Raw genomic sequence first — 17,637 nt, 5'->3', positions numbered from 1 at the left:
ATCAGCGGTCGATACCGTTCACCTTCGCCACGAAGTCCACAAGGTGCGGAACATAGTCCTCGGGCCCGTCGCCACCGGTGTTCACGGCCATCGCATAGCTGTTCTTGACCGCGCCCTGGACCGGGTTGGCAACGCCCGACCCATCCGCCATCGCAGCCAGATATGCCATGTCTTTCAAGGCGTTGGTCAGGGTGAACTTATGCGCCTCACGGTTGCCTTCGACGGCATAGCCCATGAACGTCTGGTAGAACCCGCAGTCCATACGGCTGCCCCGAATGACGCTGTCGAACATGGCGGTGCCGACGCCGGATTTCTCGGCCAGGGCCAGTGCCTCGGCATAGATCGCGCCATAGCCCATCGCCAGAAAATTGTTCAATAACTTCATCTTGTGCCCGGACCCCGGCCCGCCGATTCGGACAACGGCCTTGGCCCATGTGCCGATCACCGGCTCGACCCGCGCAAAGACGTCTTCATCCGCACCGACCATCGCCGCCAGCTCGCCCGTCGCGGCCTGCGCAGGGGTGCCGCCCAAGGGGGCGTCGACCCAGTGAATCCCGGCGATTTCAGCATTTTGCGCCAGTTTCTCGGTCGAGACCGGGTTCGAAGTGGAGCAATCGACGATCACGCCCCCCTTGGCCATGTTCGCCAACAGGACGTCCACAACCGCCTCGACCTGCGGCGAACCGGGGGCACATATGTGGACGATATCCGAAGCCCGCGCCAACTCGGCCAGATCCGCCGCCTCGGTCGCGCCCCTGGACACCAGATCGTCGACCGGGCCGCGATTGCGATGCGCGACCACAGTCAACGGATGACCCGCCGCCATCAGGTTGGACGCCATGCCATGACCCATCAGGCCGACACCCACGAAACCGATCTTTTCCATATTTTCCCTCACCTTGAAACCTTCGGTCAAATACTTCCCGCTTCGACCATATAATTGTTCGCCGTACACATCGCCGCATCGTCGGAGGCCAGAAACAACACCATGCGCGCGACATAGACCGGGTCGATAAGGTCGGGCAGGCATTGTCGCGCGCGATGCGCCTCAAGTGCGTCGGGCGTCGCCCAGAGGTCTTTCTGCCGGTCCGTCATGATCCAGCCCGGCACGACGGTATTCACGCGAATCCGTTCGCCGCCCAGGTCGCGCGCCATCGTCCGGGTCAGCCCGTGAACTGCGGCCTTGGCGGTGGCATAGGCCGGAAACCCGCCCCCCGCCTCCCACCACGAATTGGAGCCCATATTCACGATGGACCCACCGCCCCGCGCCGCCATGTCGGGCGCGACAGTCTGGATGGCGAAGAACATGTGGCGAAGATTGGTTGCCATGCGCTCGTCCCAATAGGCGGGCGTCACCTCGCGCCAGTCGTGGCGGTCGTCGCGCGCGGCGTTGTTGATCAGGATGTCGGTGGGACCGATCCGCGATTTCAGCGCGGCCAGGCCGCCGCGCAGCGCCGCTATGTCCCGCAGGTCGCAAACTTCATGCGTGACGCCTTGGTGCGCGTCGGACATCGCCTGGGCGCCGCGCGCGTCGATGTCGAGAAAGCCGACCTTCGCCCCCTGTGCGGCAAATGCGGCCACGATCTCGGACCCGATGCCGGACGCACCGCCGGTCATCATGACGGTCTTTCCGGACAGGGAAGGGTAATGGGCGAAGTCAGGCATCTTTCGCCCTCCGGTCAGATTGGGCAAGCGTTAAGATCAGGTCTTGGAGCGCAGCCGGATCACCACGTCGACCTTGGCGACTTCCATGCCGTCGGGCGTGTCGGGAAGATTGACGATCTGCAACGCTTCGGAGCCCGCGTCCGACAGACGCCCCTCCTCCTCCCAGTAGAAGTGGGGGTGATCGTCCAGCCTGGTATCGAAATAGCTGCCGGTTCCGTCGACCGTGATTTCCTGCACCAGACCGGCGTCGGTGAAGGCCCGCAGCGTATTGTAGACCGTCGCCAGCGACACCTTTTCGCCGGACTGCCGTGTCGCATCATGCAGCCATTCCGCCGTCACATGGCGATCCCGTCCGTCACCCACCAGCAGCGACGCCAACAGAACACGCTGCCGTGTCGGGCGCAGATCGGCGCGGGCCAGCCAGGCCTCGCCTCGGGATTTCTCGGTCGCGGTCACATCCGCAATATAGAGGTGCGACATGACGATTTTCAAACGGATTCGCCCCAGCCTCTGACGGTATGACCGCGCACGCAGGGTTGCGACGTTGAAACATGCGGTGATAGTGGGTTCGAAACACGCCGAGGGGGGCACATGAGCGAATATCCGACCAGCTTCGACCGGGACGACCTGTTGAAATGCGCACGGGGTGAGTTGTTCGGGCCGGGCAATGCGCAGTTGCCCGAACCGCCGATGCTGATGATGGACCGCATCACCGAGATTTCGGGCGATGGCGGACTGCATGGCAAGGGTCATGTGGTCGCCGAATTCGACATCAAACCTGACCTTTGGTTCTTCGACTGCCACTTCCCCGGCAATCCGATCATGCCCGGTTGCCTGGGTCTGGACGGGCTGTGGCAGTTGACCGGGTTCAATCTGGGCTGGCGTGGCTGGCAGGGACGCGGCTATGCGCTGGGAGTGGGCGAGGTCAAGCTGACCGGGATGGTCCGCCCTGACCGCAAGATGCTGACCTACAAGGTGGATTTTACCAAGGCGTTACAGACGCGCCGCCTGACGATGGGTGTCGCAGACGGTATCGTCGAGGCGGATGGTGAAGTCATCTACATCGTCAAGGACATGAAGGTCGCTCTCTCCGAGAGCTGATCCGAACACGTTATTCAAAGGAGCATGCCCATGCTGCGTCGCGTCGTCGTCACCGGGATCGGGATCGTCTCGCCCATCGGAAACACACCGGATGAAGTCGAGGCATCCTTGCGCGCGGGCAAGTCCGGTATCACGTTCTCGGAAAGCTATGCCGAACACGGCTTCCGGTCGCAGATCCACGGCGTGCCGGACATTGTTCTGGAAGACCACATCGACAAGCGCGACCTGCGTTTCATGGGGCCGGGGGCTGCGTTCAACTTCATCGCGATGGAACGCGCGATCGCGGATTCGGGTCTGGAAAAGAACGACGTTTCGAACGAACGCACGGGTCTGGTCATGGGGTCGGGCGGGCCGTCGACGTCGAACTTCTTCACCGCTTTCGACACCGTGATCAACAAGGGCAGTCCCAAGCGCATGGGCCCTTTCATGGTGACACGCTGCATGTCATCGACCAATTCAGCCTGTCTGGCGACGCCATTCGGGATCAAGGGCGTGAACTATTCCATCACTTCGGCCTGCACGACATCTCTTCATTGCATGGGCAACGGGGTCGAGCAGATCCAGTTCGGCAAGCAGGATATCGTGTTCGCGGGGGGCGGCGAGGAAATCGACTGGACGCTGTCGTGCCTGTTCGACGCGATGGGCGCGATGTCGTCCAAGTACAATGATACGCCGGAAACGGCCTCGCGGCCCTATGATGCGACGCGTGACGGGTTCGTCATCGCTGGCGGTGCCGGCGTCGTGGTGCTGGAGGAGCGGGAGCGGGCATTGGCGCGCGGCGCAAAGATCTATGGCGAGGTGACCGGCTACGGCGCGACGTCCGATGGGGCCGATATGGTCGCACCCTCGGGCGAGGGCGGTGAGCGGGCGATGCGTCTGGCCCTGTCGCAACTGCCCGAAGATCGCAAGATCGACTATGTCAACGCGCACGGCACATCGACTCCGGTGGGTGACATCAAGGAAATCGTCGCGCTGCGCAATATTTTCGGCGAGGGGAACACGCCGCCGGTATCGTCCACCAAGTCGATGACCGGCCACAGCCTGGGCGCGACGGGTGTGCAGGAGGCGATCTATTCCATGCTGATGATGAACAAGGGCTTCATCGCGCCGTCGATCAACGTGACGCAACTGGACGAGGCGCTATCGCCGTCCGAGATCAACACCGAACTGCGCACGGACGTCGAAATCGATAGCGTTCTGTCCAACAGCTTTGGCTTCGGCGGCACCAACGGCACCGTCATCATCTCCAGGCACCGGGACTGATCGCCATGAACATGCAGGGCAAACGCGGCCTGATCATGGGCGTCGCGAACGAGCGGTCGATTGCATGGGGCATCGCCCGCGCGCTTTCACAGGCCGGGGCCGATCTGGCCTTCACCTATCAGGGTGAGGCGTTCGGCAAGCGGCTGGCCCCCTTGGCCGAGACCATCGGAGCCACAACCCTGCTGGATGTGGACGTGACCGACGACGCCTCGCTGGATGCGGCCTTCGCGGAGCTGGAGAAGGGCCACAAGCTGGACTTCGTGATCCATGCCATCGCCTTTTCCGACAAATCCGAATTGACGGGGCGATTCGTCGACACCAGTCGGGCCAACTTCAAGCATTCGCTGGATATTTCCTGCTATTCATTGATCGAAGTGGCGCGCCGGGCCGCCCCCCTGATGACCGACGGCGGCAGCATCGTGACGCTGACCTTCGAAGGGTCGCGGCGAGTCATGCCGTTCTACAATGTCATGGGTGTTGCCAAGGCCGCGCTGGAGGCTTCGGTGCGATACCTTGCGTCCGATCTGGGGGCCGACGGCATCCGCGTGAACGCCATCAGTCCCGGCCCGATGAAGACTTTGGCGGGGGCCGCAATCGGCGGGGCACGCAAGACGTTCCGTCATGCCGAGGCGAATGCCCCGATGCGCGCCAATGCGACCCTCGAGGCGATCGGCGGGACAGCCCTTTACCTGTGTTCCGACGCCGGGGTCGCAACGACGGGCGAAGTCATTCACGTCGATGGCGGCTATCACATCATGGGAATGCCCCGGACTGACAATCTTTGACGGCGTTTTCGGCTTCGGCGGAAAATTGATTAACGGTACTGCCAATTCCGGCGGATCGTTGCCTGAAGGCGCTCTATAACACGCAAATCCGGCCTTTTTTAAGGGGGTTTGGCCCTAATCTTGCCAAGTCTGTCGGGCATCCTGTGTGGGTGGAATCTAATCTATCCGACTGCGGGCAATATTCATGTCGATCAATTTTCGGTCTTTCTTCCGGTGCGAAGACGGCACCATCACCTTTGACTGGGTGATCCTGACCGGTGTCATCCTTGGCACCGGCATGGCGATCACAGGCAGCGTGACACGCGGCATCGAGTCCGCTTCGTTGGGCACGACCTCGCAATTGCGCGGTCAGGTGATCCGGCAAAGTTTCGGCGCGGACCTCTGTTCCACGGGGATAGACGGACTGCGCGACCGGGAAGCGGCGCGAATCGCGTCTGGCGGTTCCGATCCCGTGGACATCGCCGACTGGATGGCAACCTATGGCGACACCCTGTCTGACATGGCCCTGCTGAGCGAGCGGGACCGTCTGGTGGCGGCCAATCGCGGCATTCCGGACTGGACCCGCAACAAAACGATCCAGTCCCTGATGGAATGCAGCATGACCCGGCGCGGTCTGGGATAGCGCCTCTCGACTAGGATCAGACACCGTGGCAGGGTCGCGCCCGATATATCAAAGGGGCGTGACATGGCCATCGACACCTGCATTTTCGACGCCTATGGAACATTGTTCGACGTGACATCGGCAGCACGGCTGGCCTCGGAGGACGCGGCATTCCCGGCCCTGGCCGATAAGTGGCAGACGCTGGCTGCCGTATGGCGTGACAAGCAGCTGCAATACACCTGGCTGCGAGCCATCACCGGCGATCACAGCGATTTCTGGCAGGTCACGACCCAGGCACTCGACTATGCGCTTGATGCGGTCGATCTGGCTGGAGACGCGGCGCTGCGCGACCGTCTGAAACAGCTCTATTGGGAATTATCGGCCTACCCCGAAGTGCCGGACATGCTGGGCGCGTTGAAAGATGGGAATCTGGCGACCGGCATCCTGTCGAACGGATCGCCGGAGATGTTGCAGGGCGCGGTCAACTCGGCCGGTATCGGACGCCTGCTCGATCACGTGTTGTCGGTCGAATCCGTCGGCATCTTCAAACCATCGTCCAAGGTCTACGATCTGGTCGGGCGGGCGTTTGGCTGTGAGGCGGGCAACGTCCTGTTCGTGTCGTCCAATGGCTGGGACGCGGCGGCGGCGACGGGATACGGGTTCACCACTGCCTGGGTGAATCGTATGGGCCTGCCAGTGGATCGCCTGCCGTGGACACCGACGCACATCTTGACCGACCTGTCGGACATCCCCGATCTGGCGGGCCGCGCCTGATGCCCGAATTCAGGACATCGGACAATCTGCGCCTCTGGTACGAGGATCAGGGCGATGGCCAACCGCTGTTGTGCCTGTCCGGCCTGACGCGCAATTCGACCGATTTCGACTATGTGCTGCCCTATCTTCTGGGCGAACACCGGGTGATCCGGCTGGATTATCGCGGGCGCGGCAAATCGCAGCGCGCGCCCGACTGGAAGACCTATACCATCCCGACCGAAGCGCGGGACGTGCTGGAACTGCTGGACGAACTGGGGCTTGCCCAAGTGCCGATCATCGGCACGTCGCGCGGTGGACTGATCGGAATGGCGCTGGCGATGCTGGCGAAGGATCGTCTGGGCGGGTTGTGTCTGGTGGATATCGGCCCGGAACTGGCGGCAGAGGGATTGGATGTCATCAAGGATTACGTCGGCCTGAACCCGTCGGCCAAAACCTATGAGGAGGCGGCGCTGGAACGCGCGACGCTGATGGCCGGCTTCGATAACGTGCCAGCCGAACGCTGGCGCGACGAAGTGCACCATCACTACCGCGAGACCGACAATGGGCTGGTCATCAACTACGATGCCAGGCTGCGCGACGCGGTGCTGGATGGCGGGACGCAGCCGATGGCCGATCTCTGGCCGCTGTTCGACGCACTGGAAGGTTTGCCGCTGGCCTGCATCCGGGGGGCGAACTCCGATCTGCTGACGCCCGAGACGCTGGCCGAGATGGCGCGCCGCCGCCCCGACATGATCGTGGCCGAAGTGCCGGGGCGCGGCCATGTTCCGTTTCTGGACGAACCCGAGGCATTGGAGGCGCTGAACGAATGGACGATGCTTTTGTGATCGATGTGGTGACGCTTGCGGACATCCGCGCCGCGGCGGATCGCCTGCGCGGACATGCCGTTCGCACGCCGCTTTTGAATGCTCCCTCGCTGGATGCGACCTTCGGGCGGCGTATCTTCGTCAAGGCGGAGTGCCTGCAAAAGACCGGCAGCTTCAAGTTTCGCGGCGGCTTCAACGCCGTCAGCCAGACCTCGGGCGGTGTGGTCGCGTTTTCGTCGGGCAACCACGCGCAGGGCGTCGCGCTGGCGGCCCGGATGCTGGGACGCGAGGCGGTGATCGTCATGCCGTCCGACGCGCCAGCGATAAAGATCGGCAACACGCGGGGGTACGGGGCCGAAGTCGTGTTGTTCGACCGCGCGACCGAGGACCGGGACGCCATAGGTGCAGCACTGGTCGCGGAGCGTGGCCTGACCCTCGTGAAGCCTTACGACGACCCGCGCGTCATCGCGGGGCAGGGCACCTGCGGGCTGGAAATGGTCGAGGATCTGCCAGAAGACCTCGACGAGGTGCTGGTCTGCTGCGGGGGCGGCGGTCTGACCTCGGGCGTGGCACTGGCGCTGGAAGGTCGCGCGTCCGTCCGCCCGGTGGAGCCTGAGGGCTTCGACGACGTCACCCGGTCGCTGATAGCGGGCCAACGGCTGTCGAACGCGACGATGACAGGTTCGGTTTGCGATGCGGTTATGACGCCTTCTCCAGGTGAAGTCACGTTTCCCATCCTGTCGCGCTTGTGTGGCCCCGGCCTCGTCGTCACCGACGAGGAGGCTTTGCGTGCCATGGCAATAGCGTGGAAGCATCTGCGGATCGTGTTGGAACCGGGTGGTGCCATCGCCCTGGCGGCGGGACTGTTCCATCATGAGGGCGATGTCGCAGTGGTGGCGTCGGGCGGAAATGTCGACGCTCAGATATTCGCCCGCGCTCTGGCAATGGTCTGACGGCGATACATCCCTCAATCAGCATCAGGGCAGACGCCACCAGAAAGGAGGCACTGGGAAAACGCCGCCCCCTTTTAGTGGCCAGATTGAACACCCGCGTCATCCGCAGGGGTGAGATGATGGCCGCGATGGCCGTAATTGATGCGAAGACACCTTGCAATTCCCCCTGCGCATCGTCCGCCGTAACCCGGCTGGCCAGCCCCGGTATGGCAGGCTGGACCAAGGCCACACAGAACAGAAACACCGTGCGGCTTCGGCTGGGCAAGGTCCGACCTTTCGGCGTTGGGCTGCCAAGGAAAAAGCCCGGCGCGAGGGGCACCGGGCTAGGCAGAGTATAGAGAGAAAGGAACGCGCGTCAGCTGTTGCCGCGACGTTCCTCGAAGCTCATTTCGATGAAGCCGGGGACATGATCGCCCAACCCAACAACGCGCGGGCCGTTGTCCCTGTCGCCACCACGTCCACGTCCGCCGCGCGATCGCGATGACGATGCGCCGCTGCGATCTTCCTGCTGACGGGGCTGGTTGCGCGCCTCGGTCCGGGGTTCATTTCGCGTGTCGGGCTTTTGTTCGCGCCGCGCCTCGTTGCGCGCCTTGGTCCTGGTATCAGCTTCCTTCACCTCAGGCTGGGGCGTCTCGGCTGCCGGTGCATCGACTTTCTTGGACCGGGACCGCGTGCGCGACGAAGTGCGCTTGGGCGCTTCTTCCTCGGCAGCAGCCTCTTCGCGCTTGCTGACACCCGGTGGAGTCCAGGGGTTTTCGCCGCGCGGAAGTTCAGTTTTTACCAATGACTGGATCGCATCCAGATACTTGGCATCCGATGGCGTCGACAGGGTATAGGCCGTGCCCAACTTGCCCGCGCGTCCGGTCCGACCGATGCGGTGGACATAATCCTCGGCATGGCTCGGCACGTCGAAGTTGAACACATGGCTGACATTGGGAATATCCAGACCGCGCGCCGCCACGTCGGAGGCTACGAGGAACCGGATCGATCCGTCGCGAAACCCGTCCAGGGTGCGTGTGCGCTGCGACTGCTCCAGATCGCCATGGATCGGCTCGGCATTGTAGCCATGCTTTTTCAGCGATTTGGCAACGACATCCACTTCGGTTTTCCGATTGCAGAAAATGATCGCATTGCGGCAATCGTCGCCGTCACGTTCAATGATCGCGCGCAGGATTTCGCGTTTGTCCTTGGCTGCCATATCGCGCCGCTTGGGCGTATGTTCCACAAGGATCTGCGTGATGGTCTGCGACGTCGTGTTCTGACGTTCGACCTCGATCTTTTCGGGGTTGGACAGGAACTTGTTGGTGATCCGCTCGATCTCGGGGGCCATCGTGGCCGAAAAGAACAGCGTCTGGCGGGTGAAGGGCGTCATCTCGAAGATGCGCTCGATATCGGGGATGAACCCCATGTCCAGCATCCGGTCGGCCTCGTCCACGACCATGATCTCGACGCCTGTCAGCAAGAGCTTGCCGCGCTCGAAGTGGTCGATCAGGCGGCCCGGCGTCGCGATCAGGACATCGACGCCCCGGTCGATCAGCATGTCCTGTTCCTTGAACGAGACGCCACCGATCAGAAGGGCCTTCTTGAGTCTCGATCCCTTGGCATAGGTATCGAAGTTCTCGGCCACCTGCGCAGCCAGTTCCCGCGTCGGCGCCAGTACAAGCGATCGGGGCATCCGGGCGCGGGCACGACCCTTGCCCAGCAGCGTGATCATCGGAAGGGTGAAACTGGCGGTCTTGCCGGTGCCGGTCTGGGCAATGCCCAATACATCGCGCCCTTCCAGTGCGGGCGGGATCGCTCCGGCCTGAATCGGGGTGGGAGTTGTATAGCCGGCGGCCTCGATGGCCTTGAGAACCTTCGGATCGAGGTTCAGGTCGGAAAAGCTTGTCATGTGCGTCCTGGTTGGAGTCGTGGGCCGTATTGCCCGAACTCTGGGGTGGCGGGACGCCCATCACTCATGCGCCCCTCGGTATTGCATCTGCCGGACAATCCTTATCCGTGCGTTGCCGCACTAACAAAGCGTGTGCGCGTGGTCAACGCACGTGGCATTCTAAGGAACGCTGAAGGGGTCCGAAGGGTTCCTCTGGACTGACCAACCGCACATAGGAGAGTACAATGCCGAAAAAATATGGAAGCGCCCATTGGGAAGGTGACCTCAAAGAAGGCAAGGGGACGGTCTCCGTCGAATCAGGTGCGATCGAGGATCAGCCCTACGGCTTCAACACGCGGTTCGAGGACAAGCCCGGCACCAACCCCGAGGAATTGGTGGCCGCAGCCCATGCGTCCTGTTTCTCGATGGCCCTGTCCATGGTTCTGGGCGAGGCCGGAATGACAGCTTCGGAAATCGATACGCGGGCAACGGTGACGCTCGATCAGGTCAACGGCGGCTTTGCCGTCACCAAGTCGCGTCTGGATGTGACTGTCAGTGTTCCTGACGGCGACCCGGACAAGGTGATGGAAGCCTGCGAAGGTGCCAAGGCGAACTGTCCGATCTCCAAGCTGCTGACAGCCGAGATCACGATGGACGCCAAGGTCGTCTAACCGGCGGGCGGCGGGACGCCGGGCGCATCCGTCCGGTCGGCCCGCTGCGCCACCACCTTCCCCGATACGGAGGGGTGCAGGCGCGGACGATATCCGGTCAGGAGTACGGCGCACATCGGAGGGGCGGTCAGGACGTCGACCCGTCCCTCTGGCAATGCGACAGGTTGGCCATACCCTTCGGGCGCATAGGGCCGGGCCGCACCGTCGACTACCAGAAAGTCGGACCCGCCTGTCCGGAACATCGCTCCATGCGGCAGCGTCCGCGCCTCGGCCCTGTGAAAGCGCAACATCTGCCCGCCGGGCTGCGCCCGTGCCCCGTGCAGGATCGCGTCCGCGGACCTGGGGCCGGGCCATTTGCCAAACGCGCCCTCCCAGGCCTGCGCGAACGCGAGATAATCGTTCCGCCGACACTGACCGCAGGGCCGATGCCCCGCCGCCATCGCCACCGCCTCGTCCAGGAAGAAAAGCGCTGTCCAACGTCCTTGCGGCATGATCGCCCTGTGCCGTCCGCGAAACGATACCTCGCAGCAGACCCAATTCCTGTGCTTCCACCGCGCCGGGCCGATTACCCCATCGCGATGCAGCACCCCCCGGTTGCCCATCAACATGCCGCGCGCAGGCGTCGCCAGAAATGTGCCGTCCGGCTGAACCCGGTTGGGATGCGTCACCCTTCGATCGCGGATACAAGCGCTCCGAGATCGGCATCATCCCCGGCCAGCGTTTCGATCCGGTCGCGCATCACCGGATCGCTGGCGCCCAATTCGGCCAGCGGATCGGCCAGAACTGCGGCCCCCGGCAGGCCCGCACCTGCGCGGATCGCGGCCAGCGCCAGATCCGGGTCGTCGGCAATCAGCGCATCCATCACCGCGCCGGTCCAGGCATCCGGCGTGTCGGCCTCCGCATCGGGCGTCGACAGATACCCGATCAGCCGCACCGCAAAGCGATCCAGCGGCAGATCGCCCGGCGGCAGGGCATCGGTCGTCTCCGACAGGCCGAGCGAGGCGGCGACCATACCGCGCGGGATCACACCATCATCTCCTTGGTGGCAGACAACGTCACCGCCGGGTGGTCGCGTTCGATCCGGTCGATGTCCCATTGCAGACGGGTCAGGAACACCGGGTCGCCGTCGTTGTCATGGGCGATGTGTTGCGGGTTCTTGGCCACTACGCCCTCGACCGCATCCTTCGCCCCCGACAACCAGCGCGCCGACTGGAACTGCGACTGGTCGAACCGGACGGGAAGGCCGTATTCCAGCTCGATCCGCGACGCCAGGACCTCGAACTGCAACTGGCCGACGACGCCCACGATGAAACCCGATCCGATGGCGGGTTTGAATACCTTGGCCGCGCCTTCCTCGGCAAACTGCATCAGCGCCTTTTCAAGATGCTTGGCCTTCATCGGGTCGCCTGCACGGACGCCCTGCAACAACTCCGGCGCGAAACTGGGGATGCCGGTGAAGCGCAACGCTTCACCCTCGGTCAGCGCGTCGCCGATGCGAAGCTGGCCGTGGTTCGGAATGCCGATGATATCACCGGCCCAGGCCTCTTCGGCCAACTCGCGGTCGGCCGCCAGAAACAGCACCGGGTTCGAAATCGCCATCTGCTTTTTCGACCGCACATGCGTCAGTTTCATGCCTCGCTGAAAATGCCCGGATGCCAGCCGCACGAAGGCCACCCGGTCGCGGTGTTTGGGGTCCATGTTGGCCTGAACCTTGAAGACGAAGCCGGTCACCGCCGTCTCGTCCGGGCTGATCTGTCGCGGTTCGGCGCGCTGCGGTTGCGGTTCGGGACCGAATTCGGCGATTCCCGTCATCAACTCCTGCACACCGAAGCTGTTGATTGCGGAGCCGAACCAGATTGGCGTCAGCGATCCTTCGAGGAAGGCATCGCGGTCCATCGCTGGCAGCAGCTCCCGCGCCATCTCCAGCTCCTCGCGCAGTTTGTCCAGCAACTCCGCCGGGACGTGCTGTGCCAGTTTCGGGTCGTCCAGCCCGCTGATCCGGATGGTCTCCGCAACCTTGTTCCGGTCGGCACGGTCCATCAGCTCCAGCCGGTCATGGAGCAGGTCATAGCAGCCGATGAATTCGCGCCCGACCCCGATGGGCCAGGACGCAGGCGTTACGTCGATGGCCAGATTTTCCTGAATCTCGTCGATGATCTCGAAGGTATCGCGGCTTTCGCGGTCCATCTTGTTGCAAAACGTCAGGATCGGCAGATCGCGCATCCGGCAGACTTCGAACAGTTTCTGCGTCTGGCTTTCCACACCCTTTGCGCCGTCGATCACCATCACGGCGGCGTCCACGGCAGTCAGTGTGCGATAGGTATCCTCGGAAAAATCCGAGTGGCCCGGCGTGTCCACCAGATTGAACCGGAATTCCCGATCCTTGCCCGCGAAATCGAACGACATCGCCGAGGCGCTGACCGAGATGCCGCGATCCTGCTCCATCTTCATGAAATCCGACCGCGTGCGCCGCGCCTCGCCCTTGGCTCGGACCTGACCGGCCATCTGGATCGCACCGCCATACAGCAGGAACTTTTCGGTCAGCGTCGTCTTCCCCGCGTCGGGGTGAGAGATGATCGCGAAGGTCCGGCGACGGCCGATTTCCGGCGGAAGCGGGGGGCGGTTGGGAATCTGGGTGTCTGGCATCTGCGCGATATAGGCGGGCCGGGTGCGCGCCGCAATCGGGCGCTGCGTCGGCAGGATGTTTGGGGTTGGGGTGCCAGCGTCCTGCCGTGAAAACAACAGGAGGCGGGTCATCGATACATTTCGACTACCGACTGGTCCTGTCGAAGGATCGGGATCGTCATTTTGCTGGCCTCGGGGGGCGACGCGACATCCTGTGCCCGCACCGCAAGCCGCCGGTCGGTCCGACTCAATGCGCGGGTTCAACCACCGGGTCGATCAGGGTGCGTCCCCCGTCGACGGTCAGCACCTGACCGATCATGAAGGCCGAAGCATCCGACGCCAGAAACTGCACCGTCTCCGCCAATTCTGAGGGCGAGGCGATGCGGCCCATCGGTGTGGCGTCGATAATGGCCTGTCGCAGCCCGTCTGCTTCGCCCAATCGGGACCGCAGGTTGGCCGACATGACCGACCCGACCGCGACGCCATTCACACGAATGCGCTCAGGGGCCAGACTGACCGCCATGCTGCGTGTCGCCTGATCCAGCGCGGCCGCGCTGATCGAATAGGCCAGCAACTCCGGCTGCGTCCGCCGTCCCGCGATGGAGCTGATGTTGACGATGGTGCCGACAGTGCCTTCGTCCCGGCCATCGGTTTCGGCCTGATGGATCATACGCTTGGCGACTGCCTGGGACAGGCGCAGGGCGGTCATCAGGTTTTGTTCCAGCAAGGTCGCCACGCTGTCGTCTTCCGGGTCCAGCGGATCGGTCGCCATGATTTGCCGCGAGGCATTCACCAGAATATCGACCCGGTCATAGGCGTCTATGGTCGCTGACAACAGGTTCGCGATGGTCAGACGTTCGCGTAAATCGCCCGCGAAATATCGCAGCCGTGCGCCGTCCTCGACCTGCGCGTCGCCGACTTCGTCGTGCAGCCGCTCCTCGTCGCGGTCGGCGAACATGACGTTTGCACCCTGCTCGATGAAATGCCGCGCGATGGCCAGACCGACGCCGTTGGCCGCGCCCGTTACGATGGCGGTCTTGCCCTCGATGCTATTGCTCATCTGTGTCCCCGCTGGCGTTTCGGTCGGCGTGCTTCGATCACTTTGTAACCACTGGCATCCGCCAGAACCACATGGTCGGCAAAGGCGGCGGTCAGCGTTTCTTCATAGGGCAAATGCCGGTTCGCCACCATCACAAGCCGCCCGCCGGGCGTCAGAAGGCGTGCGGCTGCCATCACGAAACCGCGGCCGATCGACGGGTCCGCCTTGCGCGCGGTGTGAAACGGCGGGTTCGATACGACCACATCGAACGGGCCGCCGGTCCATATCGTCGCATCGGCCCAGTGGAAGGTGGCGCGGGCATCGGTGATATTGGCAAGGGCGCAGGTCAATGCCTCATGCTCCGCTTCGACAAGGTCACAGGCTGTTACCTTGTCGGACGCCAGAACCTGTCGCGCCAGATAGCCCCACCCCGCGCCGAGATCGCAGACCCGGCCTGATATGCCACCCAGATGCGCGGCCAGAAGCGCCGATCCGGGGTCGATACCGTCGGCGGAAAACACTCCGGCCCGCGTCGTGAATCCGTCGACCTGTGTCGGTACTGCGGCCCAGCCTACGGGCACCGGACCCGCCGGAAAGGCAAAGCATTTGCCATGCGCCTTGGCAAAAACCTGACCCACGTCAAAGACGGCACGGCATTGCCTGACCACCGAATCGATGCCGTCTCCCTTGGCTCCGTCGACCACCACCGGTGCACCGGGGGGCACGGCGGCACAGGCGCGGGCGATCATATCGAAGGTCAGCGCCTTGGCCCGCGATGCGAAGACGACCGCCGAATCGAACGCCCCCTCGACCTCGGCGGCGACCTGCACACCCCGGCCCGAGAGCGCATCATGATCGGGCCGGAACCCATGCACCGCAACCACGTCCTCCGGCAGGCCGTCCAGATCCAGGTCGGCGGGCGGACGCAGCAGCAGAACGCGCCCCGGCGGCAGGCTTACGGCATCGGCCGCAAGGGCGAGGGACAGGCGTTCATTCATGGGGGGACCCGATGGCGTGGAGGATTACTCCTCCTTCTCCATCGTGCATTGAAGCGGGTGCTGGTGGCGGCGCGCGAAGTCCATGACCTGCGCGACCTTGGTTTCCGCAATCTCGTGGCTGAACACACCGACCACGGCCAGACCCTTCTTGTGGACGGTCAGCATGATCTCGACAGCCTGGGAATGGGTAATGCCAAAAAACTTCTCCAGCACGATCACGACGAACTCCATCGGCGTGTAATCGTCGTTCAACAACATGACCTTGTATAACGGCGGGCGCGCCGTCCTGGTCTTTGTCTTGGTGACGACCGTGGTGTCGCCATCGCCATCATCGGGCAGGTCGGCCATGGATATCGGGTCAAGACGCATGAGATTCGGGTCCGGGGCTGGGGTGACGCGGTCGGTTCCACCATATAAGCATCGCACCGCACAGGAAAAGGGGGCTGAGACAGTGACGGTTACCACAATCGGTTTCGATGCCGACGACACGCTCTGGCACAACGAAACGGTGTTTCGCCTGACGCAGGAGCGGTTCGCGTCCCTTTTGGCCGATCATGCCGACACCGATCATCTGATGGACCGCCTTCTGGCAGCGGAGCGGCGCAACCTCGATCACTACGGATTCGGCATCAAGGGATTCGTCCTGTCGATGATCGAGACGGCCATTGAGGTCACCGAGGGTCGCGTCCCTGCCGGCATTATCGCGCAGCTTCTGGACGAAGGGCGCGAGATGTTGTGCCATCCCGTCGATCTGCTTCCGGGAGCCGAGGATTGTGTGCGAAGTCTGGCCGAGACGCACCGTCTGGTCCTGATTACCAAGGGCGACCTGCTGGATCAGGAACGTAAACTTGCCCTGTCGGGACTGGGCGACCTGTTCGACGGCATCGAAATCGTCAGCGATAAGACCCCGGCCATTTATACCCGCGCGTTCGAAATGCACGGCGATGGCGCCGCCCGCGCTCTGATGGTCGGCAATTCGATGAAATCGGACGTCATTCCGGCTATCGAAGCCGGGGCCTGGGGCGTCTTCTGTCCGTCGGAAATCCAATGGGCGCTGGAGGCGGCACCCGCCCCTGAAGCCGCGCCCCGCTATCGCCGGATCGAAACGCTGGCGTTGTTGCCGGATCTGATCGCGTCCCTCTGACGTGCATTGCCGTCAGACCAGCACGCCCTCTGCCGTCAGCGTCAGTTTGCCGCCCAGCCACGGCGCCAGAGCCTTCGGCAACACGACCGACCCATCCGCCTGCTGTCCGTTCTCCAGCACGGCGATCAGGCAACGCCCGACCGCCAGACCCGACCCGTTCAGCGTATGCACGAACTCCGGCTTGCCGCCCGCCGCGGGCTTGAACCGCGCGTTCATCCGGCGCGCCTGGAAATCGGCGGTGGTCGAACAGGACGAAATTTCGCGATACATATTCTGGCCGGGCAGCCAGACCTCGATGTCATTCGTCCGGCGCGCCCCGAAACCCATATCACCGGTGCAAAGAACCACCGTGCGATAGGGCAGGCCCAGCTTTTCTAGAATACCTTCGGCGCAGCGTGTCATCCGGTCCAGTTCCGCCCGGCTTTCGTCGGGGTGCGTGACCGAAACCATCTCGACTTTCTCGAACTGGTGCTGGCGCAGCATACCCGAGGTGTCGCGCCCTGCCGACCCGGCCTCGGACCGGAAGCACAGCGTATGCGCCACCATCCGCAGGGGCAGGGCAGCTTCGTCCAGAATGTCGCCCGCCACCGAATAGGTCAGCGTGACCTCGGACGTCGGGATCAGCCAATACCCTTCGCGCGTCAGGAAACTGTCGTCCCCGAACTTCGGCAACTTGTCGGTGCCCAGCATTGCCGCGTCGCGGACCAGAACCGGGGTCATGTGTTCGACCAGCCCGTTTTCCTCGGTATGTGTATCCAGCATGAATTGCGCCAGCGCCCGGTGAATGCGGGCGACCGCGCCGCGCAAAACAACGAACCGCGCGCCGGACAGCTTGGCGGCGGTTTCGAAGTCCATGCCGGGTCTGACGCCCGCAATGTCGAAATGCTCGACCGGCGTGAAGTCCAGCACGCGCGGCTCGCCCCAGCGGTTTATCTCGACATTGTCGGTCTCATCCATGCCGTCGGGCACGTCGTCATACGGCAGGTTCGGGATTTCCAGAAGGCGGTCGCGCAGGGCGGCATCCGTGGTCCGGGCCTCCTCCTCCAGTCGGGCGATCTCGTCTTTCTTGTCGGCGACCAGGGCCCGCAGACGTTCAAACTCCGCCTCGTCGCCCGACGCTTTGGCCGCTCCGACCTGTTTGGAGGCGGCATTGCGCTCGGCCAATGCGGTCTCCGATCCGGTGACGGCGGCGCGTCGCGCGCTGTCCAGCGCCAGCAGATCCGATGACATCGGTTCCAGCCCCCGCCGTGCCAGCGCCGCATCGAAAGCGGCCGGATTGTCGCGGATCTGTCGGATGTCGTGCATCGGGGCGGTTCCTGTTTTTGGGCGAATGGCGTGTGCTTCC

At 63.5% G+C, this 17,637-nt stretch carries 20 protein-coding genes; 9 read left to right on the top strand and 11 right to left on the bottom strand.

The window, feature by feature from the left end; translation table 11 throughout:
• Window position 1: 1 nt before the first annotated feature.
• The 3 genes from AC13C2_RS08260 to irrA are packed head-to-tail and all read right to left on the bottom strand — an operon-like array spanning window position 2 to window position 2,145.
• Complete coding sequence (locus AC13C2_RS08260; RefSeq protein ID WP_482886498.1) at window positions 2–886, bottom strand: NAD(P)-dependent oxidoreductase; 885 nt, start codon at window positions 884–886, stop codon at window positions 2–4.
• 26 nt (window positions 887–912) lie between these two features.
• Window positions 913–1,665, bottom strand: a complete 753-nt coding sequence (locus AC13C2_RS08255; protein WP_482886496.1) for an SDR family NAD(P)-dependent oxidoreductase — start codon at window positions 1,663–1,665, stop codon at window positions 913–915.
• A gap of 36 nt (window positions 1,666–1,701) precedes the next feature.
• Window positions 1,702–2,145 carry an iron response transcriptional regulator IrrA gene (gene irrA, locus AC13C2_RS08250; protein ID WP_092765058.1) on the bottom strand — a complete coding sequence of 148 codons (444 nt, stop codon included), beginning with the start codon at window positions 2,143–2,145 and terminating at the stop codon, window positions 1,702–1,704.
• A 111-nt stretch (window positions 2,146–2,256) separates the two neighbouring features.
• Here irrA and fabA point away from each other — a divergent pair, with 111 nt between their 5' ends.
• The 7 genes from fabA (at window position 2,257) to AC13C2_RS08215 (ending at window position 7,945) form a co-directional block, all read left to right on the top strand.
• On the top strand, window positions 2,257–2,766 hold the full coding sequence (gene fabA, locus AC13C2_RS08245; RefSeq protein ID WP_092765001.1) for a bifunctional 3-hydroxydecanoyl-ACP dehydratase/trans-2-decenoyl-ACP isomerase: 510 nt from the start codon (window positions 2,257–2,259) through the stop codon (window positions 2,764–2,766).
• 33 nt (window positions 2,767–2,799) lie between these two features.
• The gene (gene fabB / locus AC13C2_RS08240) at window positions 2,800–4,029 is read left to right on the top strand and encodes a beta-ketoacyl-ACP synthase I (protein WP_092765056.1); all 1,230 of its coding nucleotides are present in this window, start codon (window positions 2,800–2,802) and stop codon (window positions 4,027–4,029) included.
• Between the two features lie 11 nt (window positions 4,030–4,040).
• Window positions 4,041–4,814, top strand: coding sequence for an enoyl-ACP reductase FabI (locus AC13C2_RS08235; RefSeq protein ID WP_482886522.1), 774 nt, complete (start codon window positions 4,041–4,043; stop codon window positions 4,812–4,814).
• A 184-nt stretch (window positions 4,815–4,998) separates the two neighbouring features.
• The gene (locus AC13C2_RS08230; protein WP_339644241.1) at window positions 4,999–5,436 is read left to right on the top strand and encodes a hypothetical protein; all 438 of its coding nucleotides are present in this window, start codon (window positions 4,999–5,001) and stop codon (window positions 5,434–5,436) included.
• 63 nt (window positions 5,437–5,499) lie between these two features.
• Window positions 5,500–6,189, top strand: coding sequence for a haloacid dehalogenase type II (locus AC13C2_RS08225; RefSeq protein WP_482886493.1), 690 nt, complete (start codon window positions 5,500–5,502; stop codon window positions 6,187–6,189).
• Window positions 6,189–7,013, top strand: coding sequence for an alpha/beta fold hydrolase (locus tag AC13C2_RS08220; RefSeq protein ID WP_482886491.1), 825 nt, complete (start codon window positions 6,189–6,191; stop codon window positions 7,011–7,013). Before AC13C2_RS08225 ends, AC13C2_RS08220 begins: the two co-directional genes overlap by 1 nt.
• Before the next feature lie 5 nt (window positions 7,014–7,018).
• On the top strand, window positions 7,019–7,945 hold the full coding sequence (locus AC13C2_RS08215; protein WP_092765054.1) for a threonine ammonia-lyase: 927 nt from the start codon (window positions 7,019–7,021) through the stop codon (window positions 7,943–7,945).
• 355 nt (window positions 7,946–8,300) lie between these two features.
• Here AC13C2_RS08215 and AC13C2_RS08210 read toward each other — a convergent pair whose 3' ends face one another.
• Window positions 8,301–9,836 (bottom strand): DEAD/DEAH box helicase, encoded by a 1,536-nt coding sequence (locus tag AC13C2_RS08210; RefSeq protein WP_092764989.1) that lies wholly within the window; start codon window positions 9,834–9,836, stop codon window positions 8,301–8,303.
• A gap of 224 nt (window positions 9,837–10,060) precedes the next feature.
• On the opposite strand from AC13C2_RS08210, the gene AC13C2_RS08205 reads away from it, so the two are divergent.
• Window positions 10,061–10,486 carry an OsmC family protein gene (locus AC13C2_RS08205; protein ID WP_482886489.1) on the top strand — a complete coding sequence of 142 codons (426 nt, stop codon included), beginning with the start codon at window positions 10,061–10,063 and terminating at the stop codon, window positions 10,484–10,486.
• On the opposite strand, the gene AC13C2_RS08200 is transcribed toward AC13C2_RS08205, so the two are convergent.
• The 6 genes from AC13C2_RS08200 to clpS form a co-directional block, all read right to left on the bottom strand.
• Window positions 10,483–11,154, bottom strand: a complete 672-nt coding sequence (locus AC13C2_RS08200) for a hypothetical protein (protein ID WP_482886487.1) — start codon at window positions 11,152–11,154, stop codon at window positions 10,483–10,485. The genes AC13C2_RS08205 and AC13C2_RS08200 overlap by 4 nt on opposite strands.
• Entirely contained in the window at window positions 11,151–11,513 is a 363-nt protein-coding gene (locus AC13C2_RS08195) for a hypothetical protein (RefSeq protein WP_482886485.1), read from the bottom strand. The genes AC13C2_RS08200 and AC13C2_RS08195 overlap by 4 nt, the downstream gene beginning before the upstream one ends.
• Complete coding sequence (locus AC13C2_RS08190; RefSeq protein ID WP_424337596.1) at window positions 11,510–13,132, bottom strand: peptide chain release factor 3; 1,623 nt, start codon at window positions 13,130–13,132, stop codon at window positions 11,510–11,512. The genes AC13C2_RS08195 and AC13C2_RS08190 overlap by 4 nt, the downstream gene beginning before the upstream one ends.
• A 226-nt stretch (window positions 13,133–13,358) precedes the next feature.
• Complete coding sequence (locus tag AC13C2_RS08185) at window positions 13,359–14,171, bottom strand: SDR family NAD(P)-dependent oxidoreductase (protein WP_092764983.1); 813 nt, start codon at window positions 14,169–14,171, stop codon at window positions 13,359–13,361.
• Window positions 14,168–15,148: a class I SAM-dependent methyltransferase gene (locus AC13C2_RS08180; protein ID WP_482886483.1), complete on the bottom strand. Its 981-nt coding sequence runs from the start codon at window positions 15,146–15,148 to the stop codon at window positions 14,168–14,170. The genes AC13C2_RS08185 and AC13C2_RS08180 overlap by 4 nt, the downstream gene beginning before the upstream one ends.
• 24 nt (window positions 15,149–15,172) lie before the next feature.
• A complete protein-coding gene (gene clpS, locus AC13C2_RS08175; RefSeq protein WP_339646800.1) occupies window positions 15,173–15,517 on the bottom strand; it encodes an ATP-dependent Clp protease adapter ClpS in 345 nt (114 codons plus the stop codon).
• Window positions 15,518–15,599: 82 nt separating this feature from the next.
• Here clpS and AC13C2_RS08170 point away from each other — a divergent pair, with 82 nt between their 5' ends.
• Window positions 15,600–16,292, top strand: a complete 693-nt coding sequence (locus AC13C2_RS08170) for an HAD family hydrolase (protein WP_474520881.1) — start codon at window positions 15,600–15,602, stop codon at window positions 16,290–16,292.
• Window positions 16,293–16,304: 12 nt separating this feature from the next.
• On the opposite strand, the gene serS is transcribed toward AC13C2_RS08170, so the two are convergent.
• A complete protein-coding gene (gene serS, locus AC13C2_RS08165; protein WP_482886480.1) occupies window positions 16,305–17,597 on the bottom strand; it encodes a serine--tRNA ligase in 1,293 nt (430 codons plus the stop codon).
• Window positions 17,598–17,637: the final 40 nt, after the last annotated feature.

This window comes from Jannaschia sp. L-14R, from assembly GCF_056857695.1.
This window is presented reverse-complemented; position numbering and strand designations above follow the sequence as displayed.